The sequence below is a fragment of the Arthrobacter sp. zg-Y1143 genome (genome assembly GCF_030125565.1).
Lineage (GTDB): Bacteria > Actinomycetota > Actinomycetes > Actinomycetales > Micrococcaceae > Arthrobacter_B.
Genome location: NZ_JASKLW010000001.1, coordinates 394,648 through 410,911 on the forward strand (window position 1 = coordinate 394,648; position 16,264 = coordinate 410,911).

Annotated in this window: 16 protein-coding genes, 1 pseudogene and 1 riboswitch; of the genes and pseudogenes, 10 read left to right on the plus strand and 7 right to left on the minus strand. The window is 65.9% G+C overall.

The features are described 5' to 3' along the window. Positions 1 to 79: 79 nt before the first annotated feature. From QNN98_RS01995 to QNN98_RS02015, 5 genes are all read left to right on the plus strand, one after another. Entirely contained in the window at positions 80 to 565 is a 486-nt protein-coding gene (locus tag QNN98_RS01995; RefSeq protein WP_283996077.1) for a MarR family winged helix-turn-helix transcriptional regulator, read from the plus strand. 412 nt (positions 566 to 977) lie between these two features. Beyond that, on the plus strand, positions 978 to 1,526 hold the full coding sequence (locus QNN98_RS02000) for a WxL domain-containing protein (protein WP_227925786.1): 549 nt from the start codon (positions 978 to 980) through the stop codon (positions 1,524 to 1,526). 150 nt (positions 1,527 to 1,676) lie between these two features. Continuing rightward, positions 1,677 to 2,666: a COG1361 family protein gene (locus QNN98_RS02005; protein WP_283996078.1), complete on the plus strand. Its 990-nt coding sequence runs from the start codon at positions 1,677 to 1,679 to the stop codon at positions 2,664 to 2,666. 70 nt (positions 2,667 to 2,736) lie between these two features. Continuing rightward, the gene (locus tag QNN98_RS02010) at positions 2,737 to 3,552 is read left to right on the plus strand and encodes an alpha/beta fold hydrolase (RefSeq protein ID WP_283996079.1); all 816 of its coding nucleotides are present in this window, start codon (positions 2,737 to 2,739) and stop codon (positions 3,550 to 3,552) included. After that, positions 3,545 to 5,173 (plus strand): sensor histidine kinase, encoded by a 1,629-nt coding sequence (locus QNN98_RS02015; protein ID WP_283996080.1) that lies wholly within the window; start codon positions 3,545 to 3,547, stop codon positions 5,171 to 5,173. The genes QNN98_RS02010 and QNN98_RS02015 overlap by 8 nt, the downstream gene beginning before the upstream one ends. Positions 5,174 to 5,279: 106 nt before the next feature. Here the strand turns inward: QNN98_RS02015 and QNN98_RS02020 are convergent, their stop codons facing one another. Together QNN98_RS02020 and QNN98_RS02025 are read right to left on the minus strand one after the other, a co-directional pair. Next, on the minus strand, positions 5,280 to 5,744 hold the full coding sequence (locus QNN98_RS02020; protein WP_283996081.1) for a MarR family winged helix-turn-helix transcriptional regulator: 465 nt from the start codon (positions 5,742 to 5,744) through the stop codon (positions 5,280 to 5,282). Between the two features lies 1 nt (position 5,745). Further along, the gene (locus QNN98_RS02025; protein WP_283996082.1) at positions 5,746 to 7,491 is read right to left on the minus strand and encodes an MDR family MFS transporter; all 1,746 of its coding nucleotides are present in this window, start codon (positions 7,489 to 7,491) and stop codon (positions 5,746 to 5,748) included. A gap of 577 nt (positions 7,492 to 8,068) precedes the next feature. On the opposite strand from QNN98_RS02025, the gene QNN98_RS02030 reads away from it, so the two are divergent. From QNN98_RS02030 to QNN98_RS02040, 3 genes are all read left to right on the plus strand, one after another. Beyond that, a complete protein-coding gene (locus QNN98_RS02030; RefSeq protein ID WP_283996083.1) occupies positions 8,069 to 8,884 on the plus strand; it encodes an alpha/beta fold hydrolase in 816 nt (271 codons plus the stop codon). Continuing rightward, positions 8,877 to 10,427: an ATP-binding protein gene (locus QNN98_RS02035; protein WP_283996084.1), complete on the plus strand. Its 1,551-nt coding sequence runs from the start codon at positions 8,877 to 8,879 to the stop codon at positions 10,425 to 10,427. The genes QNN98_RS02030 and QNN98_RS02035 overlap by 8 nt, the downstream gene beginning before the upstream one ends. Before the next feature lie 67 nt (positions 10,428 to 10,494). Then, a complete protein-coding gene (locus QNN98_RS02040) occupies positions 10,495 to 11,877 on the plus strand; it encodes a DUF2254 domain-containing protein (RefSeq protein WP_283996085.1) in 1,383 nt (460 codons plus the stop codon). 143 nt (positions 11,878 to 12,020) lie between these two features. On the opposite strand, the gene QNN98_RS02045 is transcribed toward QNN98_RS02040, so the two are convergent. Beyond that, positions 12,021 to 12,785, minus strand: a complete 765-nt coding sequence (locus QNN98_RS02045; protein ID WP_283996086.1) for a sulfite exporter TauE/SafE family protein — start codon at positions 12,783 to 12,785, stop codon at positions 12,021 to 12,023. A gap of 43 nt (positions 12,786 to 12,828) precedes the next feature. Beyond that, a pseudogene (locus tag QNN98_RS02050) lies at positions 12,829 to 12,978 on the minus strand (rhodanese-like domain-containing protein); the annotation flags it as partial. A gap of 52 nt (positions 12,979 to 13,030) precedes the next feature. On the opposite strand from QNN98_RS02050, the gene QNN98_RS02055 reads away from it, so the two are divergent. Together QNN98_RS02055 and QNN98_RS02060 are read left to right on the plus strand one after the other, a co-directional pair. Continuing rightward, positions 13,031 to 13,219: a DUF8730 family Cys-rich protein gene (locus QNN98_RS02055; RefSeq protein WP_227925765.1), complete on the plus strand. Its 189-nt coding sequence runs from the start codon at positions 13,031 to 13,033 to the stop codon at positions 13,217 to 13,219. 48 nt (positions 13,220 to 13,267) lie between these two features. Beyond that, positions 13,268 to 13,822 carry a GNAT family N-acetyltransferase gene (locus QNN98_RS02060; protein WP_283996088.1) on the plus strand — a complete coding sequence of 185 codons (555 nt, stop codon included), beginning with the start codon at positions 13,268 to 13,270 and terminating at the stop codon, positions 13,820 to 13,822. Here the strand turns inward: QNN98_RS02060 and thiD are convergent. The 3 genes from thiD to thiM form a co-directional block, all read right to left on the minus strand. After that, positions 13,819 to 14,688 (minus strand): bifunctional hydroxymethylpyrimidine kinase/phosphomethylpyrimidine kinase, encoded by an 870-nt coding sequence (gene thiD, locus QNN98_RS16425; protein WP_349643199.1) that lies wholly within the window; start codon positions 14,686 to 14,688, stop codon positions 13,819 to 13,821. The two genes, QNN98_RS02060 and thiD, sit on opposite strands and share 4 nt — an antisense overlap. Beyond that, complete coding sequence (gene thiE / locus QNN98_RS16430; RefSeq protein ID WP_227925761.1) at positions 14,676 to 15,362, minus strand: thiamine phosphate synthase; 687 nt, start codon at positions 15,360 to 15,362, stop codon at positions 14,676 to 14,678. Before thiE ends, thiD begins: the two co-directional genes overlap by 13 nt. Continuing rightward, on the minus strand, positions 15,359 to 16,180 hold the full coding sequence (gene thiM, locus QNN98_RS02070; protein WP_442860306.1) for a hydroxyethylthiazole kinase: 822 nt from the start codon (positions 16,178 to 16,180) through the stop codon (positions 15,359 to 15,361). Before thiM ends, thiE begins: the two co-directional genes overlap by 4 nt. Next, positions 16,172 to 16,261, minus strand: a riboswitch (TPP riboswitch). It overlaps the preceding gene by 9 nt. Positions 16,262 to 16,264: the final 3 nt, after the last annotated feature.

Sequence of the window (16,264 nt, forward strand, 5' to 3'; positions counted from 1 at the left end):
TGCTGCCGGGATCGTACGCGGCAGCTATTGCAGAGGTTACCTCACTATGTGGTTACCGCAAAATGGGTAGACTGGTGCCATGACTGATGCTCGCGCCGATCCGGCCGCCCTGGGAGAACTGATGCACGGTGCGTTCCGCGGGCTGCGCAAACGGTGGATGCTCCAGCTCGCCCCGTTTGAGCTGACGCCGCACCAGTTCCGGGCGCTGAATGTTGTGGGCCGGGCCGGGGAGAGTGCGGGGGGCCCCGACGGCGGGTCCGACGACGGCGGGTCGGGGCTGCGGTTGAAGGAGCTGGCCGAGCGGCTGCATATTGCGCCGCGTTCAGCCACCGAGGTGGTGGACCAGCTTGCCGCCAAGGGGCTGGTGGAACGCAGCGCCCACCCCGCGGACCGGCGGGCCACGCTGCTCACGCTGACCGTGGAGGGGGAGAAGCTGCGGGAGAAGGTGTTGGCGGACCGCAAACGCGAGGCCGACGAGTTCTTCTCCGTGCTGGAACCGCGGGATAGGGCCGAGCTGGCGAGGATCTTGGGGGAACTGACCGGCGGCGTACCGACGCAGCGGTAGCGGGCGGCCGGACTGGGGGGTGGCACCCGCACAGGAGGCATCCCGGAGTGAAATTTGTCATATCTTGCGGGGAACCCGAGCTGCCACTGAGGATGGCATGGAAAGATCAGTAGGCTGTGGGACGTAGAGACCCCTACAGACTTGCGGTGCGGTTAATCACAACCACCCCGCGCGAAGAGGGCTTCGCCTGAGAAACGAAGCCCTCTTCGTAAAGCCTGCATCCCGGTCACACCGGGATATTCGAGCATTCACCTGGCGAGCACGTGCCCACTTCATGCAAATGCATGAATTTTTTTATCCACCGATGCTCTGTTACATTTCCAGCGGAGAGTCAAATGCGTTTCTCAGGCGCATCTCCGGCACCGGCAATCTCACCGGTGGTTTATGAATCAACACAAAGGTCTCTACCTCCATGCGTAAAGCAACCCGTATTTCACTTACCCTCGGCGTTTCAGCTGCCCTGTTGAGCACTTCTGCCATTCCCGCTTCGGCAGCTGAGGATGGTTCCTCGGCCACCATCGAGGTTCAGGGCGGAATCCTCGGAATTAACGTTGTCCAGGCCCTTGAATCCACGGAACTGAAGCCCGGCACGCCCGCAACCTTCGCTGTTCCCGGCGTCGCGGTGGCCGATGACCGCGCCGTCCTCGGCAGCTGGAGCGTTTCGGTGTCCTTGAGCGATTTCAAAACTGAGGTTGCCGGGGCGAAGCCGATCCCGGCCGCCGGCGCCACCTATTCAGCCGCAGAAGAAAGCCTTACGCACACGGGTACTATCGAATCGCTTGTCTCGGCTCCCGTCACCCTGGCTGGCGACAGCGAATCAACCAGGGCGGAAAACGCCGTACTGGCGTCGGGCGTCCGCGGCAACAATACGGCTGAATGGAATGCCACCCTTAGTGTCCCGGTTCCCGATGACGCCTTGGCTGGAACATACAAGGCAACTCTGACCCACTCGGTCCTTTAGCGCGGCTGTCGTCCCGGGAGGCCCGGCTTTCCGGGACGACACCACTTTTGCGATTGGCCGGCTAACCCGCCGCCGCCGTTTTCCGGCGCTATTCCCATCGCTGTATTCGCTTTTTCACGCCGTATTTTTCTGCCTGCCAGGGGTCTTTTTTTGCGTACCTTATATAGCGGTTTACTTGCCGCGCTTTTCCTGTTCGCCCCCGCCACGGCGTCATATGCCGCAGATACTCCCCCGGCCGGGGGAATCGGCATCCGGCTGGTCGACATTCCCGAGGCCAGCCAGGCGGATCCGAGGGCTCGGTCCTACATAGTGGATAACCTTCCGCCCGGAACAACTGTTAAGCGCCGGGTCGAGGTGCAGAACAACTCCACCGAACGGCAGTCCATTGCGCTTTATGTCTCGGCCGCCGAGGTAAGGGACGGCTCCTTCACCGGGTTGGCGCGGGAGGACCGGAACGAACTCACCGGATGGATCGAGACGGATACGCCGGTGGTGGACCTTGCGGCAGGTGAGAGTGCCCAGGCTGTGGTGGAGATTGCGGTGCCGGGCGACGCACCCGAGGGTGAGCAATTTGCCGTCCTGTGGGCGGAGGTTCGGTCCGCGCCTGCACCCGATACCCAGGTTGTCACGGCCAGCAGGGTTGGTATCCGCGTCTACCTCTCCGTGGGCCCCGGTAACGGGCCGCCCGCATCCTTCACCGTAGGCACCCCGTCAGCGGACCATGACTCCGACGGCGTCCGCCGGATCACCGCCGAGGTGAACAACACCGGCGGACGCACAATCGACGTGCAGGGGAACCTGACACTTAGCGCCGGGCCGGGCGGTCTCTCGGCCGACCCCGTTTCCCTGGACGGTATGGTCACCATCCCCCCGGGAGAATCTGCGCCGGTGACGGTCACCCTGGATCCGGAGTTGCCCTCCGGCCCATGGCACGCCCAACTGGACCTGAAGAGCGGGCTGGCCACGGCCCAGGCCGAGGCGGATCTGACGTTCAACGGCACCGAGGCGGTTCCACCGGCCGAACCGGGGAACGGTCCGGTCCTTGCTGCCGCGGTGGCGGCTGCCGTTCTCCTGGTTGCCGGCATGTTCATTTGGCTCTACCGACGCAGGCGTTCCGGAGGGAACCCCCGGCGTCCGTAAGCCCCGGTTGGATCCCGGGCTCTACTGCAGGACATGGGAATACATCAGGTTTTCGGAAGGCAGGCTGAAAGTGAACACGGAGAAGGTTCTTTACCGTAACAACGTGCAGGTTTTGGGACCCGCGGAGGGCCCCGCGCTTGTGCTGGTGCAGGGATTCGGGTGCGACCAGGTGATCTGGGACCGGATGCTGCCGGAGTTTACGGACAAGTACAAAGTGGTCCTGTTCGACCACGTGGGCACCGGCGGCGCCGATCCCACCGCCTACGACGCAGTGAAGTATGCAGCATTGGCCGGCTACCTGAGCGATCTGCAGGAGGTTTTGGCCGCCCTAGATCTCCAGGACGCTACCATCGTGGGCCACAGTATTGCCGGCACCATGGCACTGGCCGCTGCGGTGGACAATCCGCGGATCGGACGGCTGGTCCTGCTTTGCACCTCGCCCGGCTACCTGAACGACGGCGAATATGCGGGCGGGCTGGACCCGCAGGACATAGACATGGTCCTGGATGCGACGGAGGCCAACTATCCCTTGTGGGCCACGGCTGCGGCTGTGGAAATGTCCGGGACACCTGCCGGATCCCCAGTGCGCTCGGAACTGGCCGACCGGTTTTGCCGCCTGGATCCCGAATACGTCCGGGACTTCCTGCGGATGTCCTTCACTACGGACATCCGGCATCTTCTGCCCCTGGTCCACACACCGGCATTAATCCTGCAGACGCCCCTGGACCCGTTGACCCCGGGCACGGCAACGCAGCACCTGCGCGATCATCTTCCAGGCAGCACTTTTGCATTGCTGGAAGGCCGTGGAAGCATGCCGCACGTCAGCTCTCCCGGCGCAACTGCACGGGCCATCCTGAAGTACCTGGGCGAGGTCCACGGTGGCTAGGACACTGCGGAAAACCGCCACAACGCGTAAATCCGCGCGCCTGCGGAAAAATGCCGGGCCCCGGGGAGCGGAAACAACTCCCGACTATGCGGCACATTTCCATGAGGCACCCTCCGGCTACCTCATCCTGTCACCGGATGGAGCAATTCTCGACGTCAACGAAACATTTGCCGGCTGGACCGGGCACCGGCGGGAAAAACTTCTCGGCGGCAACGTCGCGGAGCTAATGCCCAGAGCAGTTCAGGTGGTGTTCGCCTCCTACGTGGTACCGCAATTGGCAGTGGCCGGAAGCGTCAACGAACTGGTAGCGGATCTGCTCTGCAAGGACGGAGAATACCTCTCCGTCCTCCTTTCCGCCGTACGGTCCACCCGGCCGGACGGCGGAACAATAGACCGCGTCACCGTGGTCAAGGCCTCTGCCCGCCGGATCAGGGAACGCGAGCTTGTGGATGCCCTGGAAAAGGCGGAGGCCGCAGAAGCAGCCCGCGCAGAGGTTGAGGCGGAACTGCGGGAAAAACAGCGGGCGTTGGAGGCAAAGAACCGGCTCCTGCAGGAGGGCCTGGCTGAGAAAACCACGGAAAACGCTCTGCTGGAAACGGTGCTGAATGCTGCTGATACGGGTCTGCTGGCAGTTGATGCCCAAGGGAACGCAGTGCTGTCAAACGACTATCTGTCTTCCATCTGGCCGTCGGCTGCGGGGGTGCCCCTTGGTCACAAGCCGGACCAGGTCTTGGCTGCGGACCGCGTGACGCCCCTGCCGAAGGCGGAAAGCCCCGTCCTCCGGGCTTCTTCGGGTAAAGCCTTTACGGATCAGCAGCTGTGGCTGGGTACCGGGGACAACCAAATCGCAGTGAGTGTTTCGGCCAGCCCTATCAAAGCCAACGGTGCGTTCTCCGGATCGGTTTTAGCGGTCCACGAGGTCACCCGGTTGGCCCGTGCCGTCGCCGCGCAGGAGGAATTCGCCGCCAACCTTTCGCACGAGCTGAGGACACCGCTGACCTCGATTATGGGATACCTAGATCTGGTGCTGGAGGACAGCAGGCTGGCACCCCACCTGCGCGGCGCGCTGGATGTTGCGGTGCGCAATTCTGAACGCCTCTTCGCGACGGTTTCCGGCATGGTGGCCGTGCCTTCGGAAACCAGCAAGCCGCAGCGCCGCCCGGTGAACCTTGCGGATGCTGTCCGCGCGGGTATCACCTCAGCACGTTCAAAGAACCGCCAAGTCGATTTCCTCACGGATGTCCCGGTCTCCACTGTGGTGGATGTTGATCCGCAGAAGCTTTCCCAGGTGGTCGGCAACCTGCTGGTCAGTGCGGTGCAGGCTTCGCCGGCGGGCGGAACCGTGTATGTGCATCTGTGGCAGCAAGGGCAGACTGTCTGCCTTCGGATTGCCGATACCGGCATGGGATCCGGCGAGGCCGAACAGGAAAAGGCTGCACCGAAGTTCGCGCGTTCCCGCCGTGCCCTTGCTTCGGTTACTCCGGGGGCAGGATTGGCTGAAGCCAAGAGCATCATCGAAGAGCATGGAGGAGACCTGACCTTCGTCAATAATCCCGGGGAGGGGACCGTTTACCGGGTCAACCTTCCGGTCAGCGCGGAGATTGCCGCCCTCAACCGGTAAACCGGTCCGCCGCGTAGGCCCGCGCCCGGGCGGCGCCGCCTTCGGGAACAGCAGTGGCCGGCAACCCGAAGGTTGCCGGCCACTGCCGCACTGTATTCCCTAAACCTCAGGGACGCGCTGTGTGCTTGGTCAGCAGGTGCGCGAGCTGCTGCACCTCGGCCGGATTCCACGTTTCCAAACGGCCCCGCAGGCGGGATCGCTTAGCCGAATGCGAGGACTCGAACCGGGCCCGTCCCTCGGGGGTCAGGTCCAGGAGCTGGGCCCGCCCGTCAGAAGGATCCGCGCGCCGGCACACCAGGCCCAGGGCCTCCAGCTGTGAGACGGTCCTGCTCAACAGCGCCTTGTCCACCTGCAGGGCTTCCGCCACCGCCCCCTGCTGGCATTCCGTGCCCTGGTACAGGGTCATCATGACCGTGAACCCGAGCGGCTGCAGCGAGGGGTGGACGGCCAGGGCTGCGTCCTTGAAGGTCCGCCGCGTTGCGGTCAGCATGTGCGCAAACTGCCGCTCGACTGCCGCGATCGAGGACTCCATGGTCGCCTCAGCGGCTTCCTCGGCCGCCGGCGTCGTCACGCTAGTTCTCGCGCTTTCCGCCAGGAACATCCGGATTCTGGCCGGCAGCGGCCTGCGCATCCGCGGTGATCCGATCTGTAGTGTCTCCCGCGGTGTGCTCAGCGGTTTCGAGGGCTGCTTCGCCGTCGACGGAGGTGGTGGCACCCTTCGATTCCGCCTGCATCTTCTCGTGCCGGGTCATGCTGCCCAGTTCCAGGTTTGGCAGGAACAGCACGGCCAGCAGCGTGAGGAGGCCCAGCGGAGCGGCGATCATGAAGATGTGCGCAACGGAGGAACCGTAGACGGATTCCACGATTACCCGCACCGGCTCCGGCAGCGCGCTCACAGCTGGGATGGCCCCGGAAGTCAGGGAAGCGGCAACTTCCTTGCCCTGTTCGCCCAGCGACATGATGGCGCCCATCAATTCGCCCTGCTTTTCCGCCATCCGGTCGGTGACCTGGGTGGCAAGCACGGCGCCCAGCGCCGAAACGCCGATGGTGCCGCCGATGGTGCGGAAGAAGTTGATGCCGGAGCTGGCCACACCCAGGTCACGGGTGGGGACATCGTTCTGCACCACCAGCACCAGGTTCTGCATGACCATGCCCACGCCGGCACCCAGCAGGAACATGTAGAGGGAAACCAGCCAGAAGTTGGTGTCGTATTCGATGGTGCCCATCAGCACCAGGGCTACCGTGAGGATGACCGCACCGGAGACCACGTAGGCCTTCCACTTGCCGGTCTTGGTGATCATCTTGCCTACGAGGGTAGAGACGATCAGCAGGCCGCCCATCATCGGAATGGTCATGATGCCGGACATGGTTGCCGAAGCACCGCGGGCCAGCTGCATGTACTGGGACAGGAACACGGAGGTGCCGAACATTGCCACGCCGACGGCGAGGGAGCCGATCACCGAGAAGGTGAAGGTGCGGTTACGGAACAGGGTCAGGGGGATGACCGGCTCGGAGGACTTCAGCTCCACGAACACAAAGGCGGCCAGGCCCACCAGGGAACCGCCCACCATCCATGCGGTGGCAGCACTGATCCAGTCGAAGTCGGTGCCCACCAGGGAGACCCAGATCAGCAGTACCGAGACCGAAGCGGCCAGCAGGATGATGCCGGCGTAGTCAATGGTGACCTTGCGCTTCTTCAGGGCGGGCAGGTGCAGGGTCTTCTGAATCATAAAGAGCGCGACGGCGGCCAGCGGCACCGCGACGTAGAAGTTCCAGCGCCAGTTGACGGAGTCGGTGATGACGCCGCCGATCAGCGGGCCGCCCACGGTGGACAAAGCCATCACCGCGCCGAACAGGCCCATGTAGCGTCCGCGCTCACGCGGGGAAATGATGTCCGCCATGATGATCTGGGTCAGCGCGCCCAGACCGCCGGCGCCGATGCCCTGGATCACGCGCATGGCGATCAGCCAGTCCGTGTTCTGCGCAAAGCCTGCCGCGGCACTGGCGACAATGAAGATGATCAGTGCCAGCTGGACCAGAACCTTGCGGTTAAGCAGGTCGGCCAGTTTGCCCCAGACCGGAGTGGACACGGCGGTGGCCAGCAGGGTGGCGGTGACCACCCAGGTGAAGGCGGCCTGGTCGCCTTCGAGGTCGGAAATGATCACCGGAAGCGAGGTGCTCACCACGGTGCTTGCCAGCATCGAGACGAACATGCCCAGCAGCAGGCCGGTCAGGGCCTGGAGGACTTCGCGGTGTTTGCGTTTTGCCGCGGCTTCAGCCTCGGCGCGGGCATCCTGCAGGGCAGGGGAGACGGACATGCACACTCCAAAAGTGGTTGACGGATGTCAAAGGTTGATTTAAGTCAACGATACGCCGCCGCCCGGTGTGCGCTGTACATATCCGGCGCCAGTGTGAGGGAACTAATACCCATTCGTAGGCAAGTTTCCAGGGATCGGTGGCGAGGGCCGCAGCACTGGCCCCGGCGGTGCCGCTTCCTACCAAACCGCTGATTTGGCTGTCCTTGCGTTAAACCTGCGCCTTTCTTGAGAGTTCCGTGCAAGTATCGGTGCCCCGTGGGAGGTAGAGACCCCGCGGAGTGGCGGTGCCGTTCTGTGCCCCGCGCGCGGAGGGCTCCGTCTGAGAAACGGAGCCCTCCGCGCAAAACCCTGTCCCGGCCAAAACTGCCGATTTCGTTGCCGTGCGGCAGTCTGCAAGAATTTCAGCGGGGATAAGCGTACTTACCAAGTGCGTCTCCACTGCCGGCCTCTCATCGGCAGCAGGCACAGTCTCAACGTAAGGTCTCTACTTCAATGCGTACCGCTGTCCGCAGGCTCTCCGCCGCCGCGAGCCCCTGCGCTTCGCTGCCCTTTTCCCGCCAAACCTTTCGGCGGCAGCATGAACGCTGATGCAGTCATCCGGAGAAACAACGTCCGGGTGCTTGGACGCCCCGACGGCCCGGTGCTCGTGCTGGTACAAGGCTTCGGCTGCGACCAGGTGGTCTGGGACCCGATCCTGCCGGAATTCACCGATACCCACCGGGTGGTGCTGCTGGACCACGTCGGCACGGGCGGCGCGGATCCGGAGGCCTACGACCCGCTCCGGTACGCATCCCTGGAGGCGTACCTGGCAGACCTGATGGAGGTCCTGGAGGTCCTGGACCTGCAGGACGCGACCATTGTGGGCCACAGCATCGCGGGCATGATGGGATTGTCCGCAGCCACCCGGACCCCGCGGATCGGACGGTTGGTCCTGCTGGGCGGTACGGCCCGCTATCTGAACGACGACGGTTATGTGGGCGGTTTCGAGCCCGCAGAAGCTGAGGAGCTGCTGCGCTCCGTGGACGCGAACTACCCGCTGTGGGTGGCGGCCGTCGCGCCGGGAGTGGTGGGCAAGGAACCCGGCTCCGGCCTCAGTTCATACTTTGCCGACCGGCTGTGCCGGTTGCACCCGGACTATGTCCGCGACTTCCTGCAGATGTCCCTGGCCGCGGACGTACGGCACCTGCTGCCCCGGGTGCAGGTCCCGGCACTGGTCCTGCAAACCCGGGATGATCCGCTCAGCCCTGCGTCGGCCTCCAACTATCTGTTCGAACATCTTCCCGCCGGCACCCGCACGATGCTGGCGGTCCGGGGAAACCTGCCCCATCTCAGCGCACCCCACCTGACGGCGCAGGCCGTCCACGACTTCCTGAAGACGGAACGACATGCCTAACGACTACGAGGCCCATTTCCACGAAGCGGCTTCCGGATATCTCGTCCTCGAAACGGACGGCACGATCCTGGACGTCAACCGCAAGCTGCTGTCCTGGACCGGGCATACGCATGAACACCTCCTGGGCGGCAGCATCCTTGACCTGCTGCCGGTGGGGGACCGGGTGCTGTTTGCCTCCCACGCAGTGCCGCAGCTGGCGGTGGCCGGCTGCTTCAACGAGATGGCCGTGGAGCTGATGGCTGAGGACGGCAGCCGGATTCCGGTGCTGCTCTCCGGTGTCCGTACCCCCGGAGCCGGCGATGACGGCGACGCCGGCCCGGACCGGATTTCCGTATTCCATGCCTCGGAGCGCACACGCTACGAGCGGGATCTGGTGGAGGCCCTGCGGAAAGCCGAAGCGGCCGACAAGGCCCGCGCCGCGGCAGAGGCAGAAGTGCGAAAGAACCAGAAAGCCCTGGAGGAAAAAGACGCCATCCTGCAGGAAAACCTGGCCGCGAGCCGGAAGAGCCAGGCGCTGCTGGAAACGATCCTGAACGCCGCCGACGTCGGCCTGCTCGTCCTGGACGCACACGGCGAAAAAGTGCTGGCCAACACGCACCTCATGTCCACCTGGGGCCAGATCATGGGGGACACGGAGGTCTTCGATCGAGGCAGGATCCTCTTCGGTCCGGACCGGGTGACCCCCGTCCCAGCCCTCGAACGGCCCGTACGCCGTGCCGTCGCGGGCGAGTCCTTCTCCGACGAAGTCGTCTGGTTTGGTCCCGGCAGCGGCAACCAGTTGGCCCTGAACATTTCCGCCCGCCCCATCCGGACGGACGAAGAGCTCACCGGCACCGTGATCGCCTTCACCGACGTCACCCGATTGGTGCACGCCGTCACCGCGCAGGAGGAATTTGTAGCCAGCGTCTCGCATGAACTGCGCACCCCGCTGACCTCCATCCTGGGCTACCTGGATCTCGCCCTGGACGAAGAAGGGCTGCCGGAGCACGTCGGTGCGGCGTTAAAGGTTGCACTCCGCAATGCGGAACGCCTGCTCGGCCTCGTTTCGGACCTGCTGTCCGTGGCGTCCGGCAATACCAAGATGGAGCGCCGGCCGGTGAACCTCGCGGAGGTGGTGCGGGCCGGCATTGTGTCGGTTGCGCCCAAAGCCCGGTCCAACCTGGTGGAGCTGCAGCCGGACCTGCCCGAGTCCCTCACTGCTGATGTGGACCCGCACCGGCTGGCCCAGGTGGTGGATAACCTGCTGTCGAATGCGGTGAAATATTCGCCGGGCGGCGGCATTGTCAGCGTGCGGCTGTGGCAGGACGCGGGGAATGTGCTGCTGGAAGTGGCAGACACCGGGATCGGCATGAGCCAGGCCGAGCAGGAACAGGTCTTCACGAAGTTCTTCCGCAGCCGCGGGGCCGTGGCATCGGCGGTTCCCGGCGTGGGGCTGGGCCTGGTGATCACCAAGAACATTGTGGAGGCGCACGGCGGTACCCTGACCTTCACCAGCGCGCCCGGACGGGGGACGACGTTTACGGTTTCCCTGCCCCAACCCTGAGTGGAAGCGGCGCCGGCTTCCGGGCAGACTGAAGGTACGCGAAAGTCCCACCTTTAGAGAGGCTCCGATGGCTCAGCCAGCCCACGGTTCCACCACCGCCGCACCCGGTCCGCGTGTTCCCGAGCCGCGGTTCCGGATCACCCGGGACGGACTGCGCGCGTCCATGTGGTTCTGGCCGAGCTGTGCTTCCCTGGCGGCGCTGCTGGTCACCCTGCTGCTGATGCCGGTCCGGCCGGGCGACGACGTGGCCTGGGCCCGCTGGATCTGGCCCACCGGCGTCGACGCCGCGTCCAGCCTGCTGCAGACCGTGGCCACCAGCGTGATGACCGCCGTGACCGTGACCTTTTCCCTGACCGTGGTGGCGCTGCAGCTGGCTTCGCAGCAGTTCTCGCCCCGGCTGCTGCGCGAATTTGCCCGCGACGTACGCACCCAGGCGGTCCTGGGCGTGCTGCTGGGAACGTTCCTGGTCAGCATCACCGGCTTGCACGGGATGGACGCGGACCGGCCGGTGCCCGTGCTGGTGGTGGGCCTGGTCTACGTGCTGGGCATCGCCTCCGGGATTGTGCTGCTGCTCTTTATCGGGCACATTGCCCGGTCCCTGCGGGTGGACACCATGATGCGCAGCGCGCACCAGAGCTGCCTGGCCGTGCTCCGCGACACGTATCCGCTCTCCGAAACGGGCGAGGTGCAGGAATTCCCGGTGCCCGACGGCGGCACCCTGGTTCCCGTGGGCCGCAGCGGGATTGTGCAGACGGTGGACTGGAAGCCGCTGATGGCCGCCCTGGAAAAGCACGGGCTGAAAATGCGGATTATGGTCCAGCCCGGCGACCACGTGACGCTCGGCTCCCCGGTGGCCCGGGTGTGGGCCGACGACGGCGGCACCGTGCCGCTTGCAGCGGTCCGGAACGCCTTGGCCGAGTCCCTGGAAATCGGGTACGAACGCACTCCCGAGCAGGATGCGGCGCTGGGGCTGAGGCAGCTGACCGACATTGCGGTGAAGGCCATCTCGCCGAGCATCAATGACCCCATCACTGCAGCCCATGCCACCGGGTACTGCGCGGACCTGCTGGTGGACCTGCAGCGCCGCCGGCTGGGACCCGAAGCGCACCAAGACGCCCACGGGGTGCAGCGCCTGGTCACCGACGGCCGGGACTACCGCTATTTCCTGGACCTGGTCTGCGGCCCGGTGCGCCGCTTCGCCCATTCCGAACCTATTGTGCTCACCGCCGTGCTGCGGCTGCTGCGCGACTGTGCGGCCACCGCCGTGAACGAATCGCAGCGGGCGGAGCTCCGCCGGCAGAACTCGCTGGTACTTGAGACCGCGCGCAACCAGATGGTGGCTGCCGACGACGAGGAGATCCGTGACATGGGCCGCCGGGTGGAGGAGGCGCTCGCGGGGAACCTGACGGCCGCTTTCACCGACCGGGCCGGCGAGACCCGGTCGGTCTAAAAGGGCTCGCCGAGGTTCCCACGGAGTGTGGCTGCAAGGCGGTCAGCACGGCGAAAAGGCAAAACTTACCGATATTCGGCTTCAAAACGGTAAATTTTGCCTTTTCGATTCCCGGGACGCCCCCGTGCCGTCGTGGGACGCGCCTAGCGCAGGCCCAGCAGCTCCTGGGCCAGGACGAACATCCCCATGACCAGCACAAAGAGCCCGAAGCCGCGCCGAAGTGCGGCTTCCGGAATCTTTCCGGCCAGCCGGGCGCCGATGAGGGAGCCGAGGACGGCCAATACGGTAACTGCGCCTACCAGCGGCCAGTTAAGGTTCACGGTGGTGAGGTAGCCGCCCAGTCCGGCCAGCGACTGCAAGGAAATCACCACCAGCGACGTTGCGACGGCGGCTGGCATGGTCAGCCCGCCCAGCAGCGCCAGCGCGGGCACAATCAGGAAACCGCCGCCTGCACCCACTAGTCCTGCCACCAATCCGATGACCAGCCCCATCAGCAGTACCTTCGGCGCCGGTTGCTCGCCCGTCCGACTGTCGGCCGGGGCACCCCTGCGGCCGCGGATCATGGCCACGGAGGCAGCCAGCATCATGGCGGCGAACGCCACCATCAGGACGGTCTCCGGCAGGCGGCCTCCCACCTGGCCGCCGCCGAAGGCGCCGACCATGCCGGCCGCGCCGAACAGCAGCCCGGTGCGCCACATCACCCTGCCCTTGCGGGCATGCCCGAGGACACTCACCGCGGAAGTCGCGCCGACAACGAACAGCGAGGAGGCAATTGCCTCGCGGGGGTTCAGCCCGGCGACGTAGGTGAGTATCGGCACGGTGAGGATGGACCCGCCACCGCCGAGCAGGCCGAGCGAAAGCCCGATCAGCACGGAGAGCAGCAGGGTTGCCGCGAAGGCGACTGTCATGGAACGGTCCTTAAAGAGGGAGGAACAAGAGCGGAAACGCCGCTTAGCGGACGGCGGGCAGCTGGGCGATGGCCGAGGAAGCCGTGGGATCGGCGGCGCTCTTGTTCCAGGGCATCTTGGACAGGGCCTGGCCCATGGCGCAGGTGTTGGTTGCAGCCGAGAAGGCCAGCCCGGCTCCGATGCCGCCGGCAAGGAACCCTGGATGATGGAACAAGTGCTTTAGCAAGTCGAAGAAGGAGTTCAAAATGTGCCGAGCAGTCAGCTGCCGCAAGTGCGGCAAGACCACCTGGGCCGGATGCGGCAACCACGTGGACCAGGTCATGAACAATGTCCCCAAGGCGGACCGCTGCACGTGCAGCACCAATGCCGCGACGTCCGTGGGCGCCCAGGCGGGCGGATCGAGCTGGCTCGGAAAGCTGTTCGGCCGCAAGTAAACGCACCAATACCGGGAATGCCGGCGCCGGGCGTGGCAAGCTATGCCCATGGAATCCAGCACCGGCATCCCGCCCTGGCCCTCGACCGACCCGCAGTACGGCAATGTGCGCCTGCGGGCTTTCCGCGATGAGGACGCCCCAATGGTGATGGAGATGGCCCGGGACGAGTACTTTCCCACCGTCGGCAGCCTGCCCGCCAACGCGGACCACGAGCAGGCGCTGGAGTGGCTGGAGCGGCAGCTCCACGACAAAGGATCGGGTTTCTCCTTCGCCATCACCGACGCGGAGACGGACACGGTAGTGGGACAGGTCGGCCTGTGGGGCTGGGAACTGCCGCACGGCCGCACGCAGGCGGGCTACGGAATCATCCCCGCTGCCCGCCGCCGCGGCTACGCCGGAAACGCCCTGCGCGCGGTGGCGGAGTTCGCCTGGTCCATTCCCGAAGTGCAGCGCATGGAGCTGTACATCGAGCCGTGGAACGCCGCTTCCATCCGCACCGCCGAATCCGCCGGTTTTGAGCGTGAAGGCCTGCTGCGCAGCTACATGGTGATCGCCGGGCAGCGCCGGGACCTGCTGGTTTTCTCGTCGCTCAGACAGCCTTAGGGTACGGAGTGGCTGCCGTCGCCCGGCATGTCCGCCAGGCCGCGGGCCCACACCCCGTGGAAGTGATTGACGGGTCCATGGCCGGTCCCGACGTCCAGCTCATCAGCGGTTTCCAAGGCCTCCTGCAGCCAGGTCTTGGCCGCCTGCAGCGCCACTTCCCAATTCCCGGACCGCGCATACAGCGTGGCGAGTGCGGAGGACAGCGAGCAGCCGGTGCCGTGCGTGTTCACGGTGTCCACCCGGGCCGAGCTCACCTCGGCGGTGCGTACCGCGCCGTCGCCGCCGATGCTGACCAGCGCATCCGGGGCCGCCGGGCCGGCAAGGTGACCGCCCTTCACCAGCACCGCCACCCCGTGGGCCCGCGCCAGGCGGACGCCCTGGTCCAGCGCCTCGTCCCAGCTGCCGGCGCAGGCGTCCCCCACCAGTACCGCGAGTTCGGGAAGGTTGGGGGTCACCAGATGCACCCCGCCCAGCAGCCGCCGCATGGCATCCTCGGCATCGGCGTTCAGCAGCCGGTCACCGCTTGTGGCAATCATGACCGGATCCAGCACCACGGCGGGCGGACGGACGGCAGTCAACCATTCAGAGACGGCCTCAATAGTTTCCACATTGCCCAGCATGCCGATCTTCACGGCGTCTATAACGACGTCGTCGCTGACGGCGGTGAGCTGCTCGCGGAGGAACGCCACCGGAGGCGTGTGCACCGAGCGCACGCCAACGGTGTTCTGCGCCACGAGGGCGGTGATTACGGCCATACCGTAGCCACCGGTGGCCGCAATGGATTTCAGGTCGGCCTGAGTGCCGGCTCCGCCCGTGGGATCGGTGCCGGCAATGCTCAGCACCCGGGGGACTTTCACCGGTTCCATGCCGCCACCAGTTCCTCTGCCGCCCTGCGGGGATCAACAGCAGCGCAGACAGCTGAAACCACGGCAATTCCGGAAGCGCCGGCGGCGCGCAGCGCAACGACGTCGGCGGGCTGGATTCCGCCGATCGCAACGCACGGCAGCGGCGAGGAGGCAGCGAAGGATCGGAAACCGCTTATTCCCAACGGTTCGGGGTGGTCCGGTTTGGTGCTGGTGGGCCGGATGACGCCGGCACCCAGGTAGTCCACGGTCCCGGCGGGGAGCGCGCCAACGGCAGCCAGATGCCGCTCCGTGTTGGCGGTCAGCCCGACAACGGCGTCCGGTCCCACCAGCCGCCGCACCGCGCCGGCGGGCAGGTCGCTTTGGCCAACGTGCACCCCGTGCACTTCGGCGCCCGCGGTCCGGGCAGCCAGGTAAATGTCCACCCGGTCATCAACCAGTACCAGGGCGCGGTCCCCGACCGCTGAAGCCACGGCCAACACCAGTTGGTAAAAGTCGGCAGCGGAAGCCTGCTTTTCCCGGACCTGCACCGTTCGGATGCCGCCGGCCACGGCGGCCCGCACGGTTTCGGTCACGCCCCGGGCCCCGCACAGGAGGGTGTCGGTAACGAGGTAGATGCCGGTGTTCCGAGCGCGTTCGCGGAGGCGGCCGGAGTCCGGGAAAGATGCAGTGTTCACGCGGCGGCCAGCCGTTCGGCTACGAGCTCCGCATCCAGGTGCCAGAGTGTGTCGAGGAAGATCGGAGCGAAGCTGCCCGGGCCGGACGCGGAGACTGCAGCATGCTCGGCTGCCACGGTATAGGCCGCAGTGGCGGCGGCCGCCGCCACCAGCCCGCCGCCGTCGGGCCCGGCGTCGCCGGCAACTGCAAGGAACGCCGCGGTAACCGCGCCCAGCGCGCAGCCGCCGCCGGTGACCTTAGTGAGCAGGGAGGTCCCGTTGCTCAGCCGCAAGGTGTCCGTGCCGTCAGTGATGACATCGGTGGCGCCGGAGACGGCCACGATGCAGCCGTACTTGGCTGCAAGCAGGGACGCGGCAGGCAGGGCGTCCTCGGGGTTATCGGTGGCGTCAACACCGCGGCCGCCCGAGCCGAGCCCGGCGAGGGCCATTATCTCCGAGGCATTGGCGCGGACGGCGGTGGGGCGCAGGGCCAGCAGTTCCGCGGCCAGGGCGGTGCGGACCGGAAGGCTGCCCACGGCCACCGGGTCAAGCACCCAAGGCGTTCCGGCGGCATTGGCTGCTTCGGCGGCTTCGAGCATGGCTGTGCGCTGGTCGGCATGCGGAGTGCCAAGATTAATCAGCACGGCGGAAGCAACCCGGGCAAACGGGCCCGCCTCGCCGGGGATATCCGTCATGGCCGGTGCGGCGCCGAGTGCCAGCAGCACGTTGGCAGTGAAGTTGGTGACCACGGCGTTGGTCAGGCACTGCACGAGCGGCGGTTCGGCGCGCAGGCGCGACAGGTGGTCGGAAACGGTTAACGGTGTCAGGCGAATAGTCATCCGCGACATCCCTTCGCTAGTTCTAACTAGATCAGGTTCAACGGGTTTCATCTCAGCCTTACGGCACCCCGTGTCACTGGAACC

What these genes read in the sequence shown, in the direction of transcription:
- QNN98_RS02060 (WP_283996088.1), top strand. Translation starts at nt 13,268, where the DNA reads ATGGAATCCAGCACCGGCATCCCGCCCTGGCCCTCGACCGACCCGCAG.
- QNN98_RS02000 (WP_227925786.1), top strand. Translation starts at nt 978, where the DNA reads ATGCGTAAAGCAACCCGTATTTCACTTACCCTCGGCGTTTCAGCTGCC.
- QNN98_RS02025 (WP_283996082.1), bottom strand. Translation starts at nt 7,491, where the DNA reads ATGTCCGTCTCCCCTGCCCTGCAGGATGCCCGCGCCGAGGCTGAAGCC.
- QNN98_RS02030 (WP_283996083.1), top strand. Translation starts at nt 8,069, where the DNA reads ATGAACGCTGATGCAGTCATCCGGAGAAACAACGTCCGGGTGCTTGGA.
- QNN98_RS02035 (WP_283996084.1), top strand. Translation starts at nt 8,877, where the DNA reads ATGCCTAACGACTACGAGGCCCATTTCCACGAAGCGGCTTCCGGATAT.
- QNN98_RS02045 (WP_283996086.1), bottom strand. Translation starts at nt 12,785, where the DNA reads ATGACAGTCGCCTTCGCGGCAACCCTGCTGCTCTCCGTGCTGATCGGG.
- QNN98_RS01995 (WP_283996077.1), top strand. Translation starts at nt 80, where the DNA reads ATGACTGATGCTCGCGCCGATCCGGCCGCCCTGGGAGAACTGATGCAC.
- QNN98_RS02040 (WP_283996085.1), top strand. Translation starts at nt 10,495, where the DNA reads ATGGCTCAGCCAGCCCACGGTTCCACCACCGCCGCACCCGGTCCGCGT.
- QNN98_RS02055 (WP_227925765.1), top strand. Translation starts at nt 13,031, where the DNA reads ATGTGCCGAGCAGTCAGCTGCCGCAAGTGCGGCAAGACCACCTGGGCC.
- thiM (WP_442860306.1), bottom strand. Translation starts at nt 16,180, where the DNA reads ATGACTATTCGCCTGACACCGTTAACCGTTTCCGACCACCTGTCGCGC.
- thiD (WP_349643199.1), bottom strand. Translation starts at nt 14,688, where the DNA reads ATGGAACCGGTGAAAGTCCCCCGGGTGCTGAGCATTGCCGGCACCGAT.